The organism is Streptomyces sp. NPDC034670 (assembly GCF_055574875.1).
The window spans coordinates 30814-46833 of record NZ_JBVITR010000035.1; the positions used below are offsets into that span (position 1 = coordinate 30814).

At 73.2% G+C, this 16020-nt stretch carries 13 protein-coding genes; 6 read left to right on the forward strand and 7 right to left on the reverse strand.

What is annotated here, in order from left to right; all coding sequences use genetic code 11:
- Window positions 1-33: 33 nt before the first annotated feature.
- The gene (locus ACZ56B_RS22025; RefSeq protein ID WP_468793237.1) at window positions 34-882 is read right to left on the reverse strand and encodes a hypothetical protein; all 849 of its coding nucleotides are present in this window, start codon (window positions 880-882) and stop codon (window positions 34-36) included.
- Window positions 883-1363: 481 nt separating this feature from the next.
- Between ACZ56B_RS22025 and ACZ56B_RS22030 the strand changes: the two genes are divergently transcribed.
- The 3 genes from ACZ56B_RS22030 to ACZ56B_RS22040 all read left to right on the forward strand — a co-directional run bounded on the left by ACZ56B_RS22030 (window position 1364) and on the right by ACZ56B_RS22040 (window position 5086).
- A complete protein-coding gene (locus ACZ56B_RS22030) occupies window positions 1364-3070 on the forward strand; it encodes a chitinase (protein WP_468793140.1) in 1707 nt (568 codons plus the stop codon).
- A 179-nt stretch (window positions 3071-3249) separates the two neighbouring features.
- Window positions 3250-3759 carry a SigE family RNA polymerase sigma factor gene (locus ACZ56B_RS22035; RefSeq protein ID WP_468793143.1) on the forward strand — a complete coding sequence of 170 codons (510 nt, stop codon included), beginning with the start codon at window positions 3250-3252 and terminating at the stop codon, window positions 3757-3759.
- Window positions 3760-3820: 61 nt separating this feature from the next.
- On the forward strand, window positions 3821-5086 hold the full coding sequence (locus ACZ56B_RS22040) for a hypothetical protein (RefSeq protein WP_468793146.1): 1266 nt from the start codon (window positions 3821-3823) through the stop codon (window positions 5084-5086).
- A 15-nt stretch (window positions 5087-5101) separates the two neighbouring features.
- Here ACZ56B_RS22040 and ACZ56B_RS22045 read toward each other — a convergent pair whose 3' ends face one another.
- Window positions 5102-6427 (reverse strand): Nramp family divalent metal transporter, encoded by a 1326-nt coding sequence (locus ACZ56B_RS22045; RefSeq protein WP_468793149.1) that lies wholly within the window; start codon window positions 6425-6427, stop codon window positions 5102-5104.
- Between the two features lie 203 nt (window positions 6428-6630).
- On the opposite strand from ACZ56B_RS22045, the gene ACZ56B_RS22050 reads away from it, so the two are divergent.
- A complete protein-coding gene (locus ACZ56B_RS22050; RefSeq protein ID WP_468793152.1) occupies window positions 6631-7968 on the forward strand; it encodes a M14 family metallopeptidase in 1338 nt (445 codons plus the stop codon).
- A 93-nt stretch (window positions 7969-8061) separates the two neighbouring features.
- On the opposite strand, the gene ACZ56B_RS22055 is transcribed toward ACZ56B_RS22050, so the two are convergent.
- From ACZ56B_RS22055 to ACZ56B_RS22075, 5 genes are all read right to left on the reverse strand, one after another.
- Window positions 8062-8676 carry a hypothetical protein gene (locus tag ACZ56B_RS22055; RefSeq protein ID WP_468793154.1) on the reverse strand — a complete coding sequence of 205 codons (615 nt, stop codon included), beginning with the start codon at window positions 8674-8676 and terminating at the stop codon, window positions 8062-8064.
- 83 nt (window positions 8677-8759) lie between these two features.
- Window positions 8760-10247 (reverse strand): GntP family permease, encoded by a 1488-nt coding sequence (locus tag ACZ56B_RS22060; RefSeq protein ID WP_468793156.1) that lies wholly within the window; start codon window positions 10245-10247, stop codon window positions 8760-8762.
- Between the two features lie 131 nt (window positions 10248-10378).
- Window positions 10379-10789 (reverse strand): RidA family protein, encoded by a 411-nt coding sequence (locus ACZ56B_RS22065; protein ID WP_468793158.1) that lies wholly within the window; start codon window positions 10787-10789, stop codon window positions 10379-10381.
- Window positions 10790-10802: 13 nt separating this feature from the next.
- On the reverse strand, window positions 10803-11561 hold the full coding sequence (locus tag ACZ56B_RS22070) for an IclR family transcriptional regulator (RefSeq protein WP_468793161.1): 759 nt from the start codon (window positions 11559-11561) through the stop codon (window positions 10803-10805).
- Window positions 11558-12658 (reverse strand): sugar kinase, encoded by a 1101-nt coding sequence (locus ACZ56B_RS22075; RefSeq protein WP_468793163.1) that lies wholly within the window; start codon window positions 12656-12658, stop codon window positions 11558-11560. The genes ACZ56B_RS22070 and ACZ56B_RS22075 overlap by 4 nt, the downstream gene beginning before the upstream one ends.
- 134 nt (window positions 12659-12792) lie before the next feature.
- On the opposite strand from ACZ56B_RS22075, the gene ACZ56B_RS22080 reads away from it, so the two are divergent.
- Complete coding sequence (locus tag ACZ56B_RS22080; RefSeq protein WP_468793165.1) at window positions 12793-14076, forward strand: amino acid deaminase; 1284 nt, start codon at window positions 12793-12795, stop codon at window positions 14074-14076.
- A 10-nt stretch (window positions 14077-14086) separates the two neighbouring features.
- Window positions 14087-15697 (forward strand): N-acyl-D-amino-acid deacylase family protein, encoded by a 1611-nt coding sequence (locus ACZ56B_RS22085; RefSeq protein WP_468793167.1) that lies wholly within the window; start codon window positions 14087-14089, stop codon window positions 15695-15697.
- The last annotated feature ends 323 nt before the right edge of the window (window positions 15698-16020 follow it).

Genomic DNA, 16020 nt, shown 5'->3' on the forward strand with positions numbered 1-16020 from the left:
GCGGGTCCCCCGGGGCGCCCCGCGGTTCGGGACTCACCCGACGGCCGTGCGGTTCCCGGACCGCGGCCGGTGCGGGCCGTCCTGGCCGGGCGGCGTGGCCGAACAGAACACGCACCGGTCGCCGATGACGTCGATGCCGCACCAGTGGCAGGTGGTGCGGCGCACGGACGTGACCAGCTGGTACAGGACGGACAGGTCGGGCAGGTAGGCGCAGAACTCGATCAGCTTGCCGGTGCCCCACCAGCGGGGGGACTCGGCCGGGAGCGGTGCCTCGCGCAGCCCCTGGACCCTCCAGGACGGCGCCAGGGTGCCGGTGACCCAGTCGGACGGGAGCTGGCCCTTGGCGACCAGCAGCCAGGTGCCGAACTCCGGGCCGTCGAGCGCGGCGTCGGGGCCGATGCGGACGAGCTGCGGCTGCGGGTGGGCGAGGACGGCGAACTGGCTGCCGGGCAGCCAGGACTTGGCGTGCTGCTTGAGGTTCACCGGGACGCGGTCGAGGCGGGCGACCGAGCCCAGCAGCGCCCCGGAGTGGATGTAGTGGACCAGCAGGCGGCCGGCCGAGGCGAGGACGCCGGGGGTGAGGTCGCAGGAGGCCAGCTGCCGTAACTGGCGGGCCAGGACGGCGGTTCCGAGCGGGGGGAGGTCGGGGTGGAAGAACGCGATCCGGTCGCTCTCCAGCAGGGAGCGCAGGGTGTGCAGCCGCCGCCGGACGGCGGTGGGGGTGGCCCGCGAGCAGACCACGATGACGTGCCCGTGCTGCTCGACCAGCGTCTGGAGGTCGGCCAGCGCCTGTCCGAGCGGGCGGGTTCCGACGTCCCGCAGCACCACGGCGGGCAGGGTCCGTTCGTCCTGTGGCGGCAGCGCCATGTCGGCGCTGGTCACGGCAATGGCGGTTGGCACAGTGCGGTTCCCCGTTCTCCCCGTCCCCCGTCGGCCCACCGGGTGTTACCCCGGCGCACCCAGGCGACTTCACTGCGTGACTACCTCAGCACTGTATCCACGGGTCTGTGACCGGAGAACAGCGTTTGGGCAGCCGAACGGGAACTCTTGCGGCACAAGGCGCTCCATAACGGGACAGGTTGAGCATCTCGCCGGTCTCGATCCGGACTCGGAGGTGTGGGTCCCGCGCACCGCCTTGACGCCGGATCCCGTCGCGCGAGCCCACCGGGCAGGGGGCCGGGAAGGGGGGCCGGCGACCGATGACGGTCCGGACCATTGACAAGGGGATTGGTCTGGACCACCTTGTACGTCCAGCGGTGGCCACCGTCGCACCCCCTCACTCCTGCCGTCTTCCGCCGTCCCCTCACGTCACGTCTTCCCCGCTTCTTCCCCTCCCTTCCCCTCTCCCCCACCGGAGGCCCCAGTGGACCGCGTACCGGGCACGTCCCGACGCAGCAGACGCATCTGGGCCGGAGCCCTCGTCTCCGCCCTCGCCCTCACCTTCGCCGGCGCGGGCCAGGCGTCCGCCGCGGACGTCAACAACGCCAGGAACGCCGGCTTCGAGGCGGGCCTGAGCGACTGGACCTGCTCGGCGAACAGCGGGACGACCGTCTCCTCGCCCGTGCACGGCGGTACGGCCGCGCTCAGGGCGACGCCGTCCGGGCAGGACAACGCCCGGTGCAGCCAGACCGTCAAGGTGAAGCCCGGCTCCACGTACCGGCTCAGCGCCTGGGTGCAGGGCGGCTACGCCTACCTGGGCGTGACCGGCACCGGCACCACGGACGTCTCCACCTGGACCCCGGACTCCACCGGCTGGAAGCAGCTCTCCACGAGCTTCACCACCGGCTCCTCCACCACCTCCGTGACGGTCTACACCCACGGCTGGTACGGCCAGGCCGCCTACCACGCGGACGACCTGTCGGTGTTCGGTCCCGACGGGGGCGGCGGCGGTGACCAGGAGCCCACGGTCCCGGGCACGCCGGGCGGTCTCGGCGTCTCGGGCACGACGTCCTCGTCGGTCTCCCTGGCGTGGAACCCGGTGTCCGGGGCGACCGGGTACACCGTCTACCGCGACGGCACGAAGGTGACGGCCGTGTCCGGCACCTCGGCCACGGTGACCGGCCTCGCGGCCGCCACCTCCTACTCCTTCCAGGTCGCCGCGACCAACGCGGCGGGCGAGTCGCCGAGGTCGGCGGCGGTGACGGCCCGGACGAAGGAGAACGGCGACGGCGGCGGGGGCGACGGCCTGCCCCGGCACGCGGTGACCGGCTACTGGCAGAACTTCGACAACGGCGCGGCGGTGCAGCGGATCTCCGACGTCTCCGCCCAGTACGACATCATCGCGGTCGCCTTCGCGGACGCGACCGGCACGCCCGGAGCGGTCACCTTCAACCTGGACACCGCCGGGCTGAAGGGCTACACCGTCGAGCAGTTCAAGGCGGACGTCCGGGCCAAGCAGGCGGCCGGCAAGAAGGTCATCATCTCGGTCGGCGGCGAGAAGGGCACCGTGACGGTGAACGACTCCGCCTCGGCGACGGCCTTCGCCGACTCCGTGTACGCGCTGATGCGGGAGTACGGCTTCGACGGCGTCGACATCGACCTGGAGAACGGCCTGAACGCCACCTACATGACGCAGGCGCTGCGGGCCCTGTCCGCGAAGGCGGGCCCCTCGATGGTCCTGACCATGGCCCCGCAGACCATCGACATGCAGTCGACGTCCAACTCCTACTTCCGGACCGCGCTGAACGTGAAGGACATCCTCACGGTCGTCAACATGCAGTACTACAACAGCGGTTCCATGCTGGGCTGCGACGGCAAGGTCTACAGCCAGGGCTCGGTGGACTTCCTGACCGCGCTGGCCTGCATCCAGCTGGAGGGCGGCCTCGCCCCGTCCCAGGTGGGCCTCGGCCTGCCGGCCTCGACCCGCGGCGCGGGCAGCGGCTACGTCTCCCCGGCCGTGGTGAACGCCGCCCTGGACTGCCTGACGCGGGGCACCCGCTGCGGCACCTTCAAGCCGTCGAAGACGTACCCGGACCTGCGGGGCGCGATGACCTGGTCCACCAACTGGGACGCGACGGCGGGCAACGCCTGGTCCGACGCGGTGGGTCCGCACGTCCACGCCCTGCCGTGATCCCCTGACCACCCGGCACCGCCCCCGTCCGCGCCGCCGCGGACGGGGGCGGTGCCGTCGCTCGTCCCCGGCCGCGCCGGAACCGCCCGCGAGGCGGTCCGGACACGTGGTGAAACATTTCCCGGGGCCCACCGCATCAATGAGGTGAGAGCGGTGGGGCGATCCGAGGGGGCGCAGGTATGGGGCAGGGCCGGCACGCGGACGAGTACGCGGAGTTCGCGGCGGCACGGGCCGGGCATCTGTACCGGTCCGCGTGCCTGCTCACCGCGGGGGACACGCATCTCGCCGAGGACCTGGTCCAGGAGACCCTCGGGCGGCTGTACGTGCGCTGGGGGCGGGTGGCGCGCGTCGGCAACCCCGCCGGGTACGCGCACACCGTGCTCACCCGCGCGTTCCTCGCCCACCGCAGGCGGCGCAGCAGCACGGAGCGGTCGACGGCCGTCCTCCCGGACCTGCCGGGTGCCCCCGACGACCTGTCGCTGCGGCTCACCCTGCTCCAGGCCCTCGCCCGGCTGCCCGCGAAGGACCGCGCGGTGATCGTCCTGCGGTACTGGGAGGACCGCTCGGTGGAGGAGACCGCCGATGCGATGAACGCCAGTTCGGCCGCGGTGCGGACGCGGTCCGTCCGTGCGCTCGCCCGGCTGCGGGAACTGCTCGGCGACCACCTCGGCGAGTACGCCAGGTCCTGACGCGCGCCCGCCGCCCACTGCTCGCTTCCCCTGTCCCATCGCACGGAAACGGTGGTTTGCCATGCCCGTAGACCAGCACAGCGACCCCTTCGAGGAGCGGCTCTCCGCCGCCCTGCACGAGGCCGGCGGGGTCTTCGACGCCGACCGGGCCGCCCTCGCCGCCGGAGGGCGGGCACGGGGGCGGCGGATGCGGTCGCGGCGGCGGGCCGCCGTCCTCGGGGGCGCGGCCGGGATCGTGCTCGTGGGAGTGGGCGGCGCGCTGCTCGTGCCGGGCGGGGACCGGGGGGACGGGCGGACGGGCGCGGCCTCGGGGACCGGGGGCGCCGCGACCGCCACGCCCACCCCGAACGTCCCGGCCCCCGTCTCGGGCGACGAACTCGTCCGCACGCTGGAGGACCTCCTCCCCGACGGGGAGGTCAGCGGGGAGCAGGGACGCGGCACGGACGCGGAGCGCATGCCGTTCGCCCAGGTCGTGTACGACGACGGGAAGGGCCCCGGCGTGGTCTCCGTCGGCCTCGGTCGCGTCGAGCCGGGAAGTCCGCAGGCGCGTCAGGCCACCCAGTGCCCGGACGAGGTGTTCACCCCCCACGACAGCTGTGCCACCACCACCCTGGCGGACGGGTCCAGGCTCATGCTGTTCCAGGGGTACGAGTATCCGGACCGGCGTGTGGACACCAAGTGGTGGAACGCCGAGCTGGTCACGCCCGAGGGGCAGCACGTCAGCGTGAGCGAGTGGAACTCGGCCGCGCAGAAGGGCGAGCCGGTCAGCCGGCCCGAGCCCCCGCTGTCACTGGCGCAGTTGAAGAAGATCGCCACGGCGCCGCAGTGGCTGACCGCCGTCGACGCCATCCCCGGCCGGCCCGGGGGACCGACGGCCATGCCGAGCACCCCGTCGGCCGGCGACGGCGCGGACGTGCGGAAGACGCTCGTCTCCCTCCTTCCCGACGGCGTCGACGTGGTCGCCCAGAACTCCCAGGACGGCGAGTACGCCTACGTCGTCGTCGACGACGGCAAGGGCCGGAGCTTCGTCCAGATCAACGTCCAGCACGGCATGTCCGACCTCGCGGGGGAGCTCTTCGGCTCCGCCGAGACCCTTCCCGACGGCACCCTCGTCGCCACCCGGCAGGGGGCCGGTGACGACCGTGTCGCGGGAGTCCTGATGTGGACCGTCGACACCCTGCGGCCCGGTGCCGACGGCTTCCGCGTCGTGATCAGCGCCTTCAACAACGGTGCCCAGCACGGCGAGCCCACCCGCGCCGTCCCCGCGCTGACCGTGGAGCAGCTGAGGGAGATCGCGCTCAGCCCGAAGTGGGACGGGATGCGGTGAAGCGAGCCGTCGTCCCTAGAAGAACTCCGACCACGGCTGGTCCCAGACCTGCTTGACGCACAGCACCAGGAACAGCAGGCCCGCGACGGTCAGCATGACGTTGCTGAGGGTGCCGTTGCGCCATTCCCGGGGCGTGCGCCCGGAGTTCAGGAGCCAGACCAGGGTGAGGGCGAGGAAGGGCATGAACGCGGCGCCCAGGACGCCGTAGACGACGACCAGGCGGAAGGGCTGGCCCGCGAAGAGCAGGATCATGGGCGGGAAGGTCAGCCACAGCAGGTAGGCGCGGAACGGCCAGGACCTCTCCCGCGCGCCGGTGGCGATCTCCTCGCCCCCGGACGGGGCCGCCCGCCTCCGCCCCCGCGCCACGAAGTCGGTGAACATCAGGCTGACGCCGTGCCAGACGCCGATCAGCGAGGTGAAGGAGGTGGCGAAGAAGCCGATCAGGAAGAACGTGGCCGTCGCCGCGCCGTACTCCTCCTCCAGGATGTCGCCGAGCTGGACCAGCCCCTTGTCGCCGCTCGCGATCGCGATGTTCGCGGAGTGCAGGAGTTCGGCGCCGACGACGAGCATGGCGACCACGAAGACGCCGGTGGTGAGGTAGGCGACGCGGTTGTCCAGCCGCATGACCTTCATCCACCCGGTGTCCGTCCAGCCCTTGGCGTTGACCCAGTAGCCGTAGGCGGCGAGCGTGATGGTGCCGCCCACGCCGCCGATCAGGCCGAGGGTGTTGAGGATCGAGTCCTCCTCGCCGGGCAGCACGGGGAGCAGTCCGGCGAAGGCGTCGCCGAGGTTCGGCACGACGCGGACCGCCAGGTAGACGGTGACCACGAACATGACGCCCACCAGGACCGTCATGACCTTCTCGAAGACCGCGTACTGGTTGAACCAGACGAAGACCAGGCCCACCAGGGCGCAGGCGATGCCCCACCACTCGAGGTCCATCACGCCCGGGAAGAGCGCCTGGAGCGGCAGGGCGCTGGACGACATCGCCGCCGCGCCGTACACGAACCCCCAGACGACGACGTAGACGCCGAAGAAGTACGTCGTCCAGCGGCCGAGGCTCGCCCAGCCGTCGAACAGGGTGCGGCCGGTGGCCAGGTGCCAGCGGCCGGCCGCCTCGGCGAGGGAGATCTTCACCAGGCAGCCGACGACCGCCGCCCACAGGAGGGTGTAGCCGAAGTTGCTGCCCGCGATGAGCGTGGCGACCAGGTCACCGGCGCCCACGCCGGTCGCGGCGACGACGATCCCGGGGCCGACGTGCTTCCAACTGGACGTGCGGGGCTGGGGACCGGGCGCGGGGGGCGCTCCGGTGTCCTGGGTGTTTCCCGTGGTGTCCGCCATGGGGTCAAGAAAGCGGAAGGGTGCCGCTCGGACAAGGGGGCGTGCGGGGATCTCCACGGGATGCACCGGATCGAGTGGCGCCCGGCTCGTGCCCGGGCGCCCCGCCGGGACGCCCTATTGACCTGGCCATGTCATGCACTGACGATGACGGCACCGCACCACGCACGTCGCCTGAACAACCCCACCTCCTCCAAGGAGACTTCATGCGACTCCGCACCCGCGGCAGACGGTCCGCCGTACTCGCCGCCCTCCTCGCCCTCGCGCTCGCCGCGCCCCTCTCCGCGACGGTGGCCGACGCCAGCGCCGACAGCGCGGCCCCGCCGGCCCCCTCGGCCGACGACGTCCGCCAGTACGAGATCCACCGGCACACGACTCCCGTCACCCGCACGGAGATCCAGCGGTCCGGGGTCACCGTGGACGAGGCCGACGAGGAGACCGTCGTCGTCTCCGGACGCGCGGACCAGATCCGCGCGCTGCGGCGACAGGGCTACGACGTCACCCCGCTGGGCGCCGCTCCCGACCGCTCCTCCGCCGCCGACGGGCTGCGCCTGTTCGACTTCCCCTCGGCCGACTCCCGCTACCACAACTACGCCGAGATGACCGCGGAGATCGACCAGCGGCTGGCGGCGTACCCGGGCATCATGAGCAAGCGGGTGATCGGGAAGTCCTACCAGGGCCGGGACATCGTCGCCATCAAGATCAGCGACAACGTGGCCACGGACGAGAACGAGCCGGAGGTGCTCTTCACCCACCACCAGCACGCCCGCGAGCACCTGACCGTGGAGATGGCGCTGTACCTGCTGCGCGAGCTCGGCGCGGGGTACGGCCGCGACTCCCGGATCACCGACGCGGTCAACGGCCGGGAGATCTGGATCGTCCCCGACCTCAACCCGGACGGCGGCGAGTACGACATCGCCACCGGCTCCTACCGCTCCTGGCGCAAGAACCGCCAGCCCAACTCCGGTTCGTCGGCCGTCGGGACCGACCTGAACCGCAACTGGGACTACCGCTGGGGCTGCTGCGGCGGCTCCTCGGGGACCAAGTCCTCGGACACCTACCGGGGTTCCGCCCCGGAGTCCGCGCCCGAGGTGAAGGTCGTCGCCGACTTCGTGCGCAGCCGGGTCGTCGGCGGGGTGCAGCAGATCAAGGCCGGCATCGACTTCCACACCTACAGCGAGCTGGTGCTGTGGCCGTTCGGCTACACCTACTCCGACACCACGACCGGGATGACGGCCGACGACAACGCCGCGTTCCAGGCGGTCGGCCGGAAGATGGCCGCGAGCAACGGCTACACGCCCCAGCAGTCCAGCGACCTGTACATCACGGACGGGTCGATCGACGACTACCTGTGGGGCACCCACAGGATCTTCGGCTACACCTTCGAGATGTACCCGAGGTCGTCCTCGGGCGGCGGCTTCTACCCGCCCGACGAGGTCATCGAGCGGGAGACCGCCCGCAACCGGGACGCCGTGCTCCAACTGCTGGAGAACGCGGACTGCATGTACCGCTCCATCGGCAAGGAGGCGCAGTACTGCCGTTAGCACGGCCGCCACGGCCCTCCCCGCGGGGCCCGTCCGGCGGCCGGGACCGCCGGGGCGCGCTGTTCGGCGTCGTCCCCGGCGGTCCCGGCGTCCTCACGGCTTCACGGCCCCGGCGGTCTCGGTGTCGCCGTCGGCGTCGCCGTCGGCCTCCACCCCTTCCGCGGCCTCCGCGGTCTCCGCGGTCTCGCCGCCGTCGCCGTCGTCGAAGTACGCGTCGAGGACCTCGTCCAGACCGGCGTCCCACTGCGCGAACCGGCTCCTGGACGGCGCCTCGACCTCCAGGAAGTACCAACGGCGCTCGGGCGTGTGGACGGTGACCGTCCAGCGCTTGCCGAAGCGGGCGGTCTCCGTCTCCACCGCGCCGATCTCGTCCCAGCGGAAGTCGCACTCCTGGTCGTCCAGGCACAGGCGCACGCCGCGGTGGTCGGCGACGATCCGGGCGCGCCGGTCGGACGCCTCGAAGACGGGGCCGTCGGGGACCGCCTCCTCCTCGGGGGCGGCCTCCTCCCCGGCTCCTTCCGTCTCGGGCGCCGCGTCCTCCGGCTCCGGGGCGGCGCCCTCCGGCTCCTCCGCCTCCGCCTTCGGCTTCGCGTCCTCCTCCCGGTCGGACGCGCCGGACACGGGTGCGGTGAGCCCGGGGATGAAGGCCGGGTCGAACCCGGCGCCCTCCAGGGGCTGGCTGCTCGAACCACTGCGCTGCTGCTCCACAGCGGGCAGTATGGTCGACGAACCCGTGCCGGACCCAGCCAGCCCCCGACTTCGTTATCAGACCCCTACACGGACACCGCGGTTCACACGAAGAGGCTGAGCACCGCCGCGACCGCGAATCCGGCCACCGACAGCACGCTCTCCAGCACCGTCCAGGTCTTCAGCGTGTCCCGCTCGCTGATGCCGAAGTACTTGGCGACCATCCAGAACCCGCCGTCGTTGACGTGCGAGGCGAAGATGGAGCCGGCCGAGATGGCCATGATGACGAGCGCGACGAACGCCTGCGAGTGGTCGCCCTCGGCGAGCAGCGGGGCCACGATGCCCGCCGTGGTCACGATCGCCACCGTCGCCGAGCCCTGCGCGACCCGCAGCACCACGGAGATCAGGTAGGAGAGGACGATCACCGGCAGGCCGACGCCGTTGAAGGTGTCCGAGAGCGCCTGGGCGACCCCGCTGGCCTTGAGGACCGCGCCGAAGACCCCGCCCGCGCCGACCACCAGCAGGATGTTGCCGACCGGCTTCAGCGAGGACGTCGAGACGGTCTCCAGGGACTTGCGGGACCAGCCGCGCCGGATGCCCAGCAGGTAGTACGCGAGGAACAGGGCGAGGGTGAGCGCCACGAAGGGGTGGCCGAAGAACTCGATCACCGAGCGGAGGGTGGACTCGTCCAGGGCGATCGAGGAGAAGGTCGCGGCGAGGATCAGGATCAGCGGCGTGCCGATGATGCCGAGGACCGTGCCGAGCGGGACCGGCGTCTCGCGCGGCTCGACCCCCGAGGCGCGCTGTTCGGCGACGACGGCCCGCCTGGCCTCCTCGGCCGCCTCGACCATGTCCTGCGGCACGGCGACGAAGATCCGCCTGCCGATCCAGGCGGAGTAGGCCCACGCGGCCACGACGGCCGGGACGCCGCAGACGACGCCCATGAGGATGACCCAGCCGAGGTCGACGCGCAGCAGTCCGGCGGCGGCCACCGGGCCGGGGTGCGGGGGCAGGAAGGCGTGGGTGACCGAGAGGCCGGCGAGCAGCGGCAGACAGTAGAGCAGGATCGACTTGCCGGAGCGCTTGGCGGCGGCGTACACGATCGGCGCGAGGACGAAGATGCCGACGTCGAAGAAGACCGGGATGCCGAAGATGAGGCCGGTCAGGCCCATGGCGAGCGGGGCGCGCTTCTCCCCGAACAGGCCGAGCAGCCGGCCCGCCAGCACCTGTGCGCCGCCGCTGACCTCGAGGATCGCGCCGAGCATGGTGCCCAGGCCGATGATGATCGCGACGTGGCCGAGGATGCCGCCCATGCCCGACTCGATGGTGGACACGGCGGCCGAGCGCTGGACCGTGCCGAAGAGCTCGGTGACCGACAGGCCCGCCAGCAGGCCGACGGTTATGGAGACGCCGAGGAGGGCGACGAACGGCTGGAGCCGGACCTTGATGATCAGGAAGAGGAGGAGCGCGATGCCGAGCGCGGCGACGGTCAGCAGACCCGCCGTGCCGTCGACGAGGAGGAGCAGGCCGCCGGTGTGCGGGGGCGCCTCGGCGGGTGCGGGGGCGGCGAGGGGAAGGGACGGGTGGAGCATGTGCGGGGGTCCTCTGCGTAAGTGCATGGTGCTTTCGGGCAGGGGGGATCGCGGCGCGGCGTCCCGGGGGTGCGGGGCGCCGCGCCGTGACGTACGGCGTGTGGGGGTGGGGGGAGGAGACCGGCGGGGCGTCAGCCGAGGACGGCCAGCGCGTCGATCTCGATGAGGAGGCCGGCGGGGAGACCGACGTAGACGGTGGTGCGCGCGGCGGGCGGCTGGGTGAGGCCCTGCTCCTCGAAGTAGGTGTTGTAGATCTCGTTCATCTCGGCGAAGTGGTCCACGTCGGTGAGGTAGACGCGGATCATCATCACGTCGTCCCAGCTCGCGCCGCCCTCCTCGAGGATCGCCTTGACGTTGGCGAGGGTCTGGAGGGTCTGCTCGCGCAGGGTGGGGCCGGCGGGCGTCGGGGGCTTGCCCTCCTCGGCGGGGAGGAACCCGACCTGACCGGCGACCTGGAGGATGTTGCCCTTGCGGACCCCGTGCGAGAACTTCGCGGGCGGGGTGGTGTGGGTCTTCGGGGTGAGCGCGGTCTTCTCGGTCATGCGGGGGTGTCCTTCACTGGATCTCTGCGGGGGTTCTGCCGGAGTACTCGCCGCTGATCGCGTCCGCCGTGCGGCGCACCAGCGGCAGCAGCGTGAGGAGTTCGTCGGCGGTGACGACGACGTTCGGCGCGGAGACCGACATCGCGGCGACCACCCGGCCGTCGGCGCCGCGGACGGGTGCCGCGACGCAGTTGATGGACTCCTCGTGGCCGCCGAGGTCGGTGGCCCAGCCCTGTTCGCGCACCTTCTCCAGCTCGCGCAGGAACGCCGCCGGGCCGGGGGTCGAACGGGACGTGTACATGGGGTAGTCGAGCTTCTCCGCGAGGGCGCGGCGCTCGTGCTCGGGCAGGTCGGCCAGGAGCAGCTTGGCCACGGCCGCGACGGTGATGGCGACGGGCTTGCCGATCCGCGAGTACATGCGCACCGGGTAGCGGCTCTCCACCTTGTCGATGTAGAGGACCTCGTTCTCCTCGTACACGGCGAGGTGCACGGTGTGGCCGCAGCTCTCGTTGAGGCGGACGAGGTGGGGGTGGGCGATCTCGCGGACGTCGAGGTTCTCCATCGCCTCCTGGGCGAGGGCGAAGAGACGGGCGCCGAGCCGGTAGCGCTGGTCGGACTGGCGGTAGACCAGGCCGTGTTCGTGCAGGGTGCGCAGCAGGCGCAGGGCCGTGGACTTGTGCACGCCGAGGCGGTCGGCGACCTGTCCGAGGTCGGCGGGGCCCTCGGCGAGCAGCGGCAGGATGCTCAGCGCGCGGTCGACGGTCTGGCTCATGGGGTGCGTACCTCCTCCTCGGCCCGGCCCGCGTCGCCGTGCGCGTCCCTGTGCGCGTCCGCGGTGTCGGTCTCGGTCCAACCGGGGCCGAGACGCAGTCTCCCCCACGCGGCGTCGTCCAGGGCGGCCAGCCGGTCGGCCAGGCGTCGGGCGGGGGGCGCGGCGAGGTCGCCGGGGGCGGTGAGCGCGGCGGCGGCCGTGAGGTGGCCGTGGCGCAGCCGGTCGCGTACGGGCAGTCCGCGCAGGGTGGCGGAGAGGAACCCGGCGGCGAAGGCGTCGCCGGCGCCGACGGCGGCGACGACGTCGACGTCCAGGGCGGGCACGAAGGTCGTGGTGTCGGCGGCGTCCCCGCCGGCGCCCCGGTCGAAGGCGACCGCCCCGTCCCCGCCCCGCTTGACGACCACGGTCCCCGGTTCGGGCAGCGCCTCCCGCACGGCGCGGGCGTCGCGCAGCCCCCACGCCTCGCGGGCCTCGTCGTCGCCGACGAAGACGAGGTCGGCCCCCCGGGCCAGTTCCAGCAGCACCTCGGGGCCGCGGGCGTCGCGCCACAGGGCCGGCCGGTGGTTGACGTCGAAGGAGACGAGCGGGCGGCCGGGGCGGGGGGCGGTGAGCTCCCGCATCAGGTCCAGGCAGCCGTCGGAGAGCGCGGCCGTGATGCCGGACAGGTGCAGGACGCGTCCGGCGCGCACCGCCTCCAGGTCGACGCCGTCGGCGGTCATCGCGGAGGCCGCGGAGCCCGCCCGGTAGTAGGCGACCTCGTGGGCGTCGGTGGCCCGGTCGCCGGCCGTGCGGAAGTAGACGCCGGTGGGGCGGTCCGGGTCGCGGCGGACGTGCGAGACGTCGACGCCGTAGCCGCCGATCGCCTCGAGGAGGTGGTCGCCGAAGCCGTCGGCGCCGACCCTGCTGACCCAGCGCGCCGAGTGGCCGGCGGCGGCGAGCACGCACGCGGTGTTGGACTCCGCGCCGCCGATGCCGCGGTCGAAGGAGGGGACGTCGGCGAGGCGGCCCGGCCGGGAGGGCAGGAACGCCACCATGGACTCGCCGAGCGCGACGACGTCCACGACGCCGGGGGCGGTGCGGGGTCCGGTGACGGTCACGATGACTCGGCTCCTCGTCGGCTGCGGGGGAGGCGGTGTCCGTTGACCCCGCGTGGCCGAGATGTTAGACAGCGGTGAGCGATATACGCAACGATCGTTGCATCCAATGCAACGCACCTGATCAGGAGGCTCTGATGGTCCTCGACCCCGGATCCGAGGCACACGCGCAGCTCACCGCGGAACGCGTCGACCACCGTTTCAAGGGCCTCCCGCCGGACGCCGAGGGGCTGACCGTCGGCGAGCTGGCCGCCCAGCGCCGCAACCTCTTCACCGACGGCTTCACCACCCCCGTGCTCGCGCTCAGCGCCGAGCGCCTGGAGCACAACCTGGCCCTGATGGAGACCTACACGGCCCGGCACGGGCTGGCCTTCGCCCCGCACGGCAAGACCTCCATGGCCCCGCAGCTCTTCCGGCGCCAGATCGAGCGCGGGGCGTGGGGCATCACCCTCGCCGTCCCGCACCAGGTGCGGGTGGCGCGGGCGTTCGGGATCCGGCGGGTCCTCCTCGCCAACGAGCTGGTGGACGCGGCGGCCCTGCGCTGGGTCGCCGCGCAGCTGGACGCCGACCCGGAGTTCCGGTTCGCCTGCTACGTGGACTCGGTGCGCGGGGTGGAGCTGATGGACGCCGCGCTGACCGGGGCCGGGGCCTCCCGCCCGGTGGACGTGGTCGTGGAGCTCGCCGCCGGGGAGGGCGCCCGCACGGGCGCGCGCACGGAGGCGGAGTGCGCCGCCGTCGCCGACGCCGTGGCGGACGCGCGCGGACTGCGGCTGGCCGGGGTCGCCGGGTACGAGGGCGAGGTGCCGCGGGCGGATCCGGAGCGGGTGCGCGCCTGGCTGCGGCGGCTGGTCTCCCTCGCCGTGGAGTTCGACGCGGCGGGCCGGTTCGCGGGGCTGGACGGGATCGTGGTGAGCGCGGGCGGCAGCGCCTGGTTCGACGCGGTGGCCGACGTCTTCGCGGAGATTCCCGAACTGTCGGCGCCGGTGCTGAAGTTGCTGCGCTCGGGCGCGTACGTCTCGCACGACGACGGCCACTACCGCGAGCTGACCCCCTTCAACCGGGTGCCTGAGGAGGGCGCGCTGGAACCGGCGTTCCGCCTGTGGGCCCAGGTGGTGTCCCGCCCCTCCCCCGGCCAGGCCTTCGTCAACGCGGGCAAGCGGGACGCGGCCCACGACCTCGACCTGCCGTTCGCCCGGGTGGTCCGCCGCGGCGGCGTCGAGCGCCCGGCCACCGGGATCTCGGTGACCGCGCTGTCCGACCAGCACGCCTGGCTGCGCACCGCCGGGGAGGCCGACCTGGAGGTCGGCGACTGGGTGGGGTTCGGGCTGTCCCACCCGTGCACCTCCTTCGACAAGTGGGCGCTCATCCCCCTGGTCGAGGCGGACGGCACGGTGGTCGACTACATCCGTACGTTCTTCTAGGAGGCGGCACATGGAAGAGCTCGTCATCCGGGACGCGGACGTCGTGGACGGCTCCGGCGACGACGCGTACCGCGCGGACGTGGTCGTGGACGGCGGCCGGATCGTCTCCATCGTGAAGGAGGCGGCGGCAGCGGGCTGCCAGCGTCCGAGGGCCCGCCGTGAGCTGGACGCCGAAGGGCTGGTCCTGGCCCCCGGCTTCATCGACATGCACGCCCACAGCGATCTGGCGCTGCTGCGCGACCCCGACCACAGCGCCAAGGCCGCGCAGGGCGTCACGCTCGAGGTGCTGGGCCAGGACGGGCTGTCGTACGCGCCGGTCGACGACCGCACGCTCGGCGAGGTGCGCCGGGCGATCGCCGGCTGGAACGGCGACGGGGACGACGTCGACTTCGACTGGCGGTCGGTCGGCGAGTACCTGGACCGGCTGGACCGGGGGATCGCGGTCAACGCCGCGTACCTGGTCCCGCAGGGCACGGTCCGCGCGCTCGCCGTCGGCTGGGAGGACCGGGAGGCCACCCCCGAGGAGCTGGACCGGATGCGGCACCTGGTCGCCGAGGGCATGGAGCAGGGCGCGGTCGGCATGTCGTCGGGGCTGACGTACACGCCCGGCATGTACGCCCGGCGGTCCGAACTCACCGAACTGTGCCGGGTGGTGGCCGGGTACGGCGGCTACTACTGCCCGCACCACCGCTCCTACGGGGCGGGCGCCCTCCAGGCGTACGAGGAGGTGGTGGCGCTCGCCCGGGAGGCGGGCTGCGCGCTGCACCTGGCGCACGCGACGATGAACTTCGGGGTCAACGAGGGCAGGGCGCCCGAGCTGCTGGCGCTGCTGGACGAGGCGCTGGACGCCGGCGCCGACATCAGCCTCGACACCTACCCGTACACGCCCGGCTGCACCACGCTCGTGGCGCTGCTGCCGAGCTGGGCGAGCGAGGGCGGCCCCGAACAGACCCTGCGGCGGCTCGCGGACGAGGAGACCGCCGAGCGGATCCGCCACCACCTGGAGGTCACCGGCTCGGACGGCTGCCACGGCGTGCCCGTGGAGTGGGAGACCATCGAGATCTCGGGGGTCGGCGACCCCGCGCTGGACGCGCACGTGGGCCGCACGGTCCTCGAGACGGCGCGGGCGCGCGGCACGTCCCCCTGGTCGGTCGCCCGCGCGCTGCTGCTGGCGGACCGGCTGGCCCCGACGATCCTCCAGCACGTCGGCCACGAGGAGAACGTGCGGGCGATCATGCGGCACCGCGCGCACACCGGCGGCTCGGACGGCATCCTGCAGGGCGCCAAGCCGCACCCGCGCGCCTACGGCACGTTCCCGCGCTACCTCGGGCACTACGTCCGGGAGTTGGGGGTGCTGTCGCTGGAGGAGTGCGTGGCGCACCTGACCTCGCGCCCGGCCGCCCGGCTGCGGCTGCCGGACCGGGGGCTGGTCCGCGAGGGGTACCGGGCCGACCTGGTCCTGTTCGACCCGGGGACGGTGGCCGCGGGCTCCACCTTCGAGGACCCCCGCGCGCTCCCGACGGGCATCCCGTACGTCCTGGTCGACGGACGGTTCGTGATCGAGGACGGGCGGCGCACGGACGTGCTGGCGGGGCAGTCGGTCCGCCGGACTCCCCGGTGACCGCCCGCCCCGCGCGGGTGCCCGCCCCCTGCGGCTCGGGGGCGGCGCAGCCGCTCGCGCCCGGGACGAGAGGTTTCCTCACGGGGGGTCCTCTCCTGCGACGACGGGCGGCCGGGAGTGCCCCGGCCGCCCGCACAACTGTCATGCGCAATTACGGCAGGGGGCGGTGAGGAGCAAGAACGCGTTTCCGGCCGCCCGCCCCCGCGGCGGCGCCCGACCGGGGTGGCCCGGGGGGGGGGGGGGGGGGGGGGGAGGCGGGGGGGGGGGGGGGGGGGGGGGGGGGGGGGGGGGGGGAGGGGGGGAGGATTACCCGACCCGACGCG

Excerpts from the sequence above, each read along its gene's own strand:
- ACZ56B_RS22065 (WP_468793158.1), bottom strand. The coding sequence starts at position 10,789 with ATGACCGAGAAGACCGCGCTCACCCCGAAGACCCACACCACCCCGCCC.
- ACZ56B_RS22060 (WP_468793156.1), bottom strand. The coding sequence starts at position 10,247 with ATGCTCCACCCGTCCCTTCCCCTCGCCGCCCCCGCACCCGCCGAGGCG.
- ACZ56B_RS22080 (WP_468793165.1), top strand. The coding sequence starts at position 12,793 with ATGGTCCTCGACCCCGGATCCGAGGCACACGCGCAGCTCACCGCGGAA.
- ACZ56B_RS22045 (WP_468793149.1), bottom strand. The coding sequence starts at position 6,427 with ATGGCGGACACCACGGGAAACACCCAGGACACCGGAGCGCCCCCCGCG.
- ACZ56B_RS22035 (WP_468793143.1), top strand. The coding sequence starts at position 3,250 with ATGGGGCAGGGCCGGCACGCGGACGAGTACGCGGAGTTCGCGGCGGCA.
- ACZ56B_RS22040 (WP_468793146.1), top strand. The coding sequence starts at position 3,821 with ATGCCCGTAGACCAGCACAGCGACCCCTTCGAGGAGCGGCTCTCCGCC.
- ACZ56B_RS22085 (WP_468793167.1), top strand. The coding sequence starts at position 14,087 with ATGGAAGAGCTCGTCATCCGGGACGCGGACGTCGTGGACGGCTCCGGC.
- ACZ56B_RS22070 (WP_468793161.1), bottom strand. The coding sequence starts at position 11,561 with ATGAGCCAGACCGTCGACCGCGCGCTGAGCATCCTGCCGCTGCTCGCC.
- ACZ56B_RS22050 (WP_468793152.1), top strand. The coding sequence starts at position 6,631 with ATGCGACTCCGCACCCGCGGCAGACGGTCCGCCGTACTCGCCGCCCTC.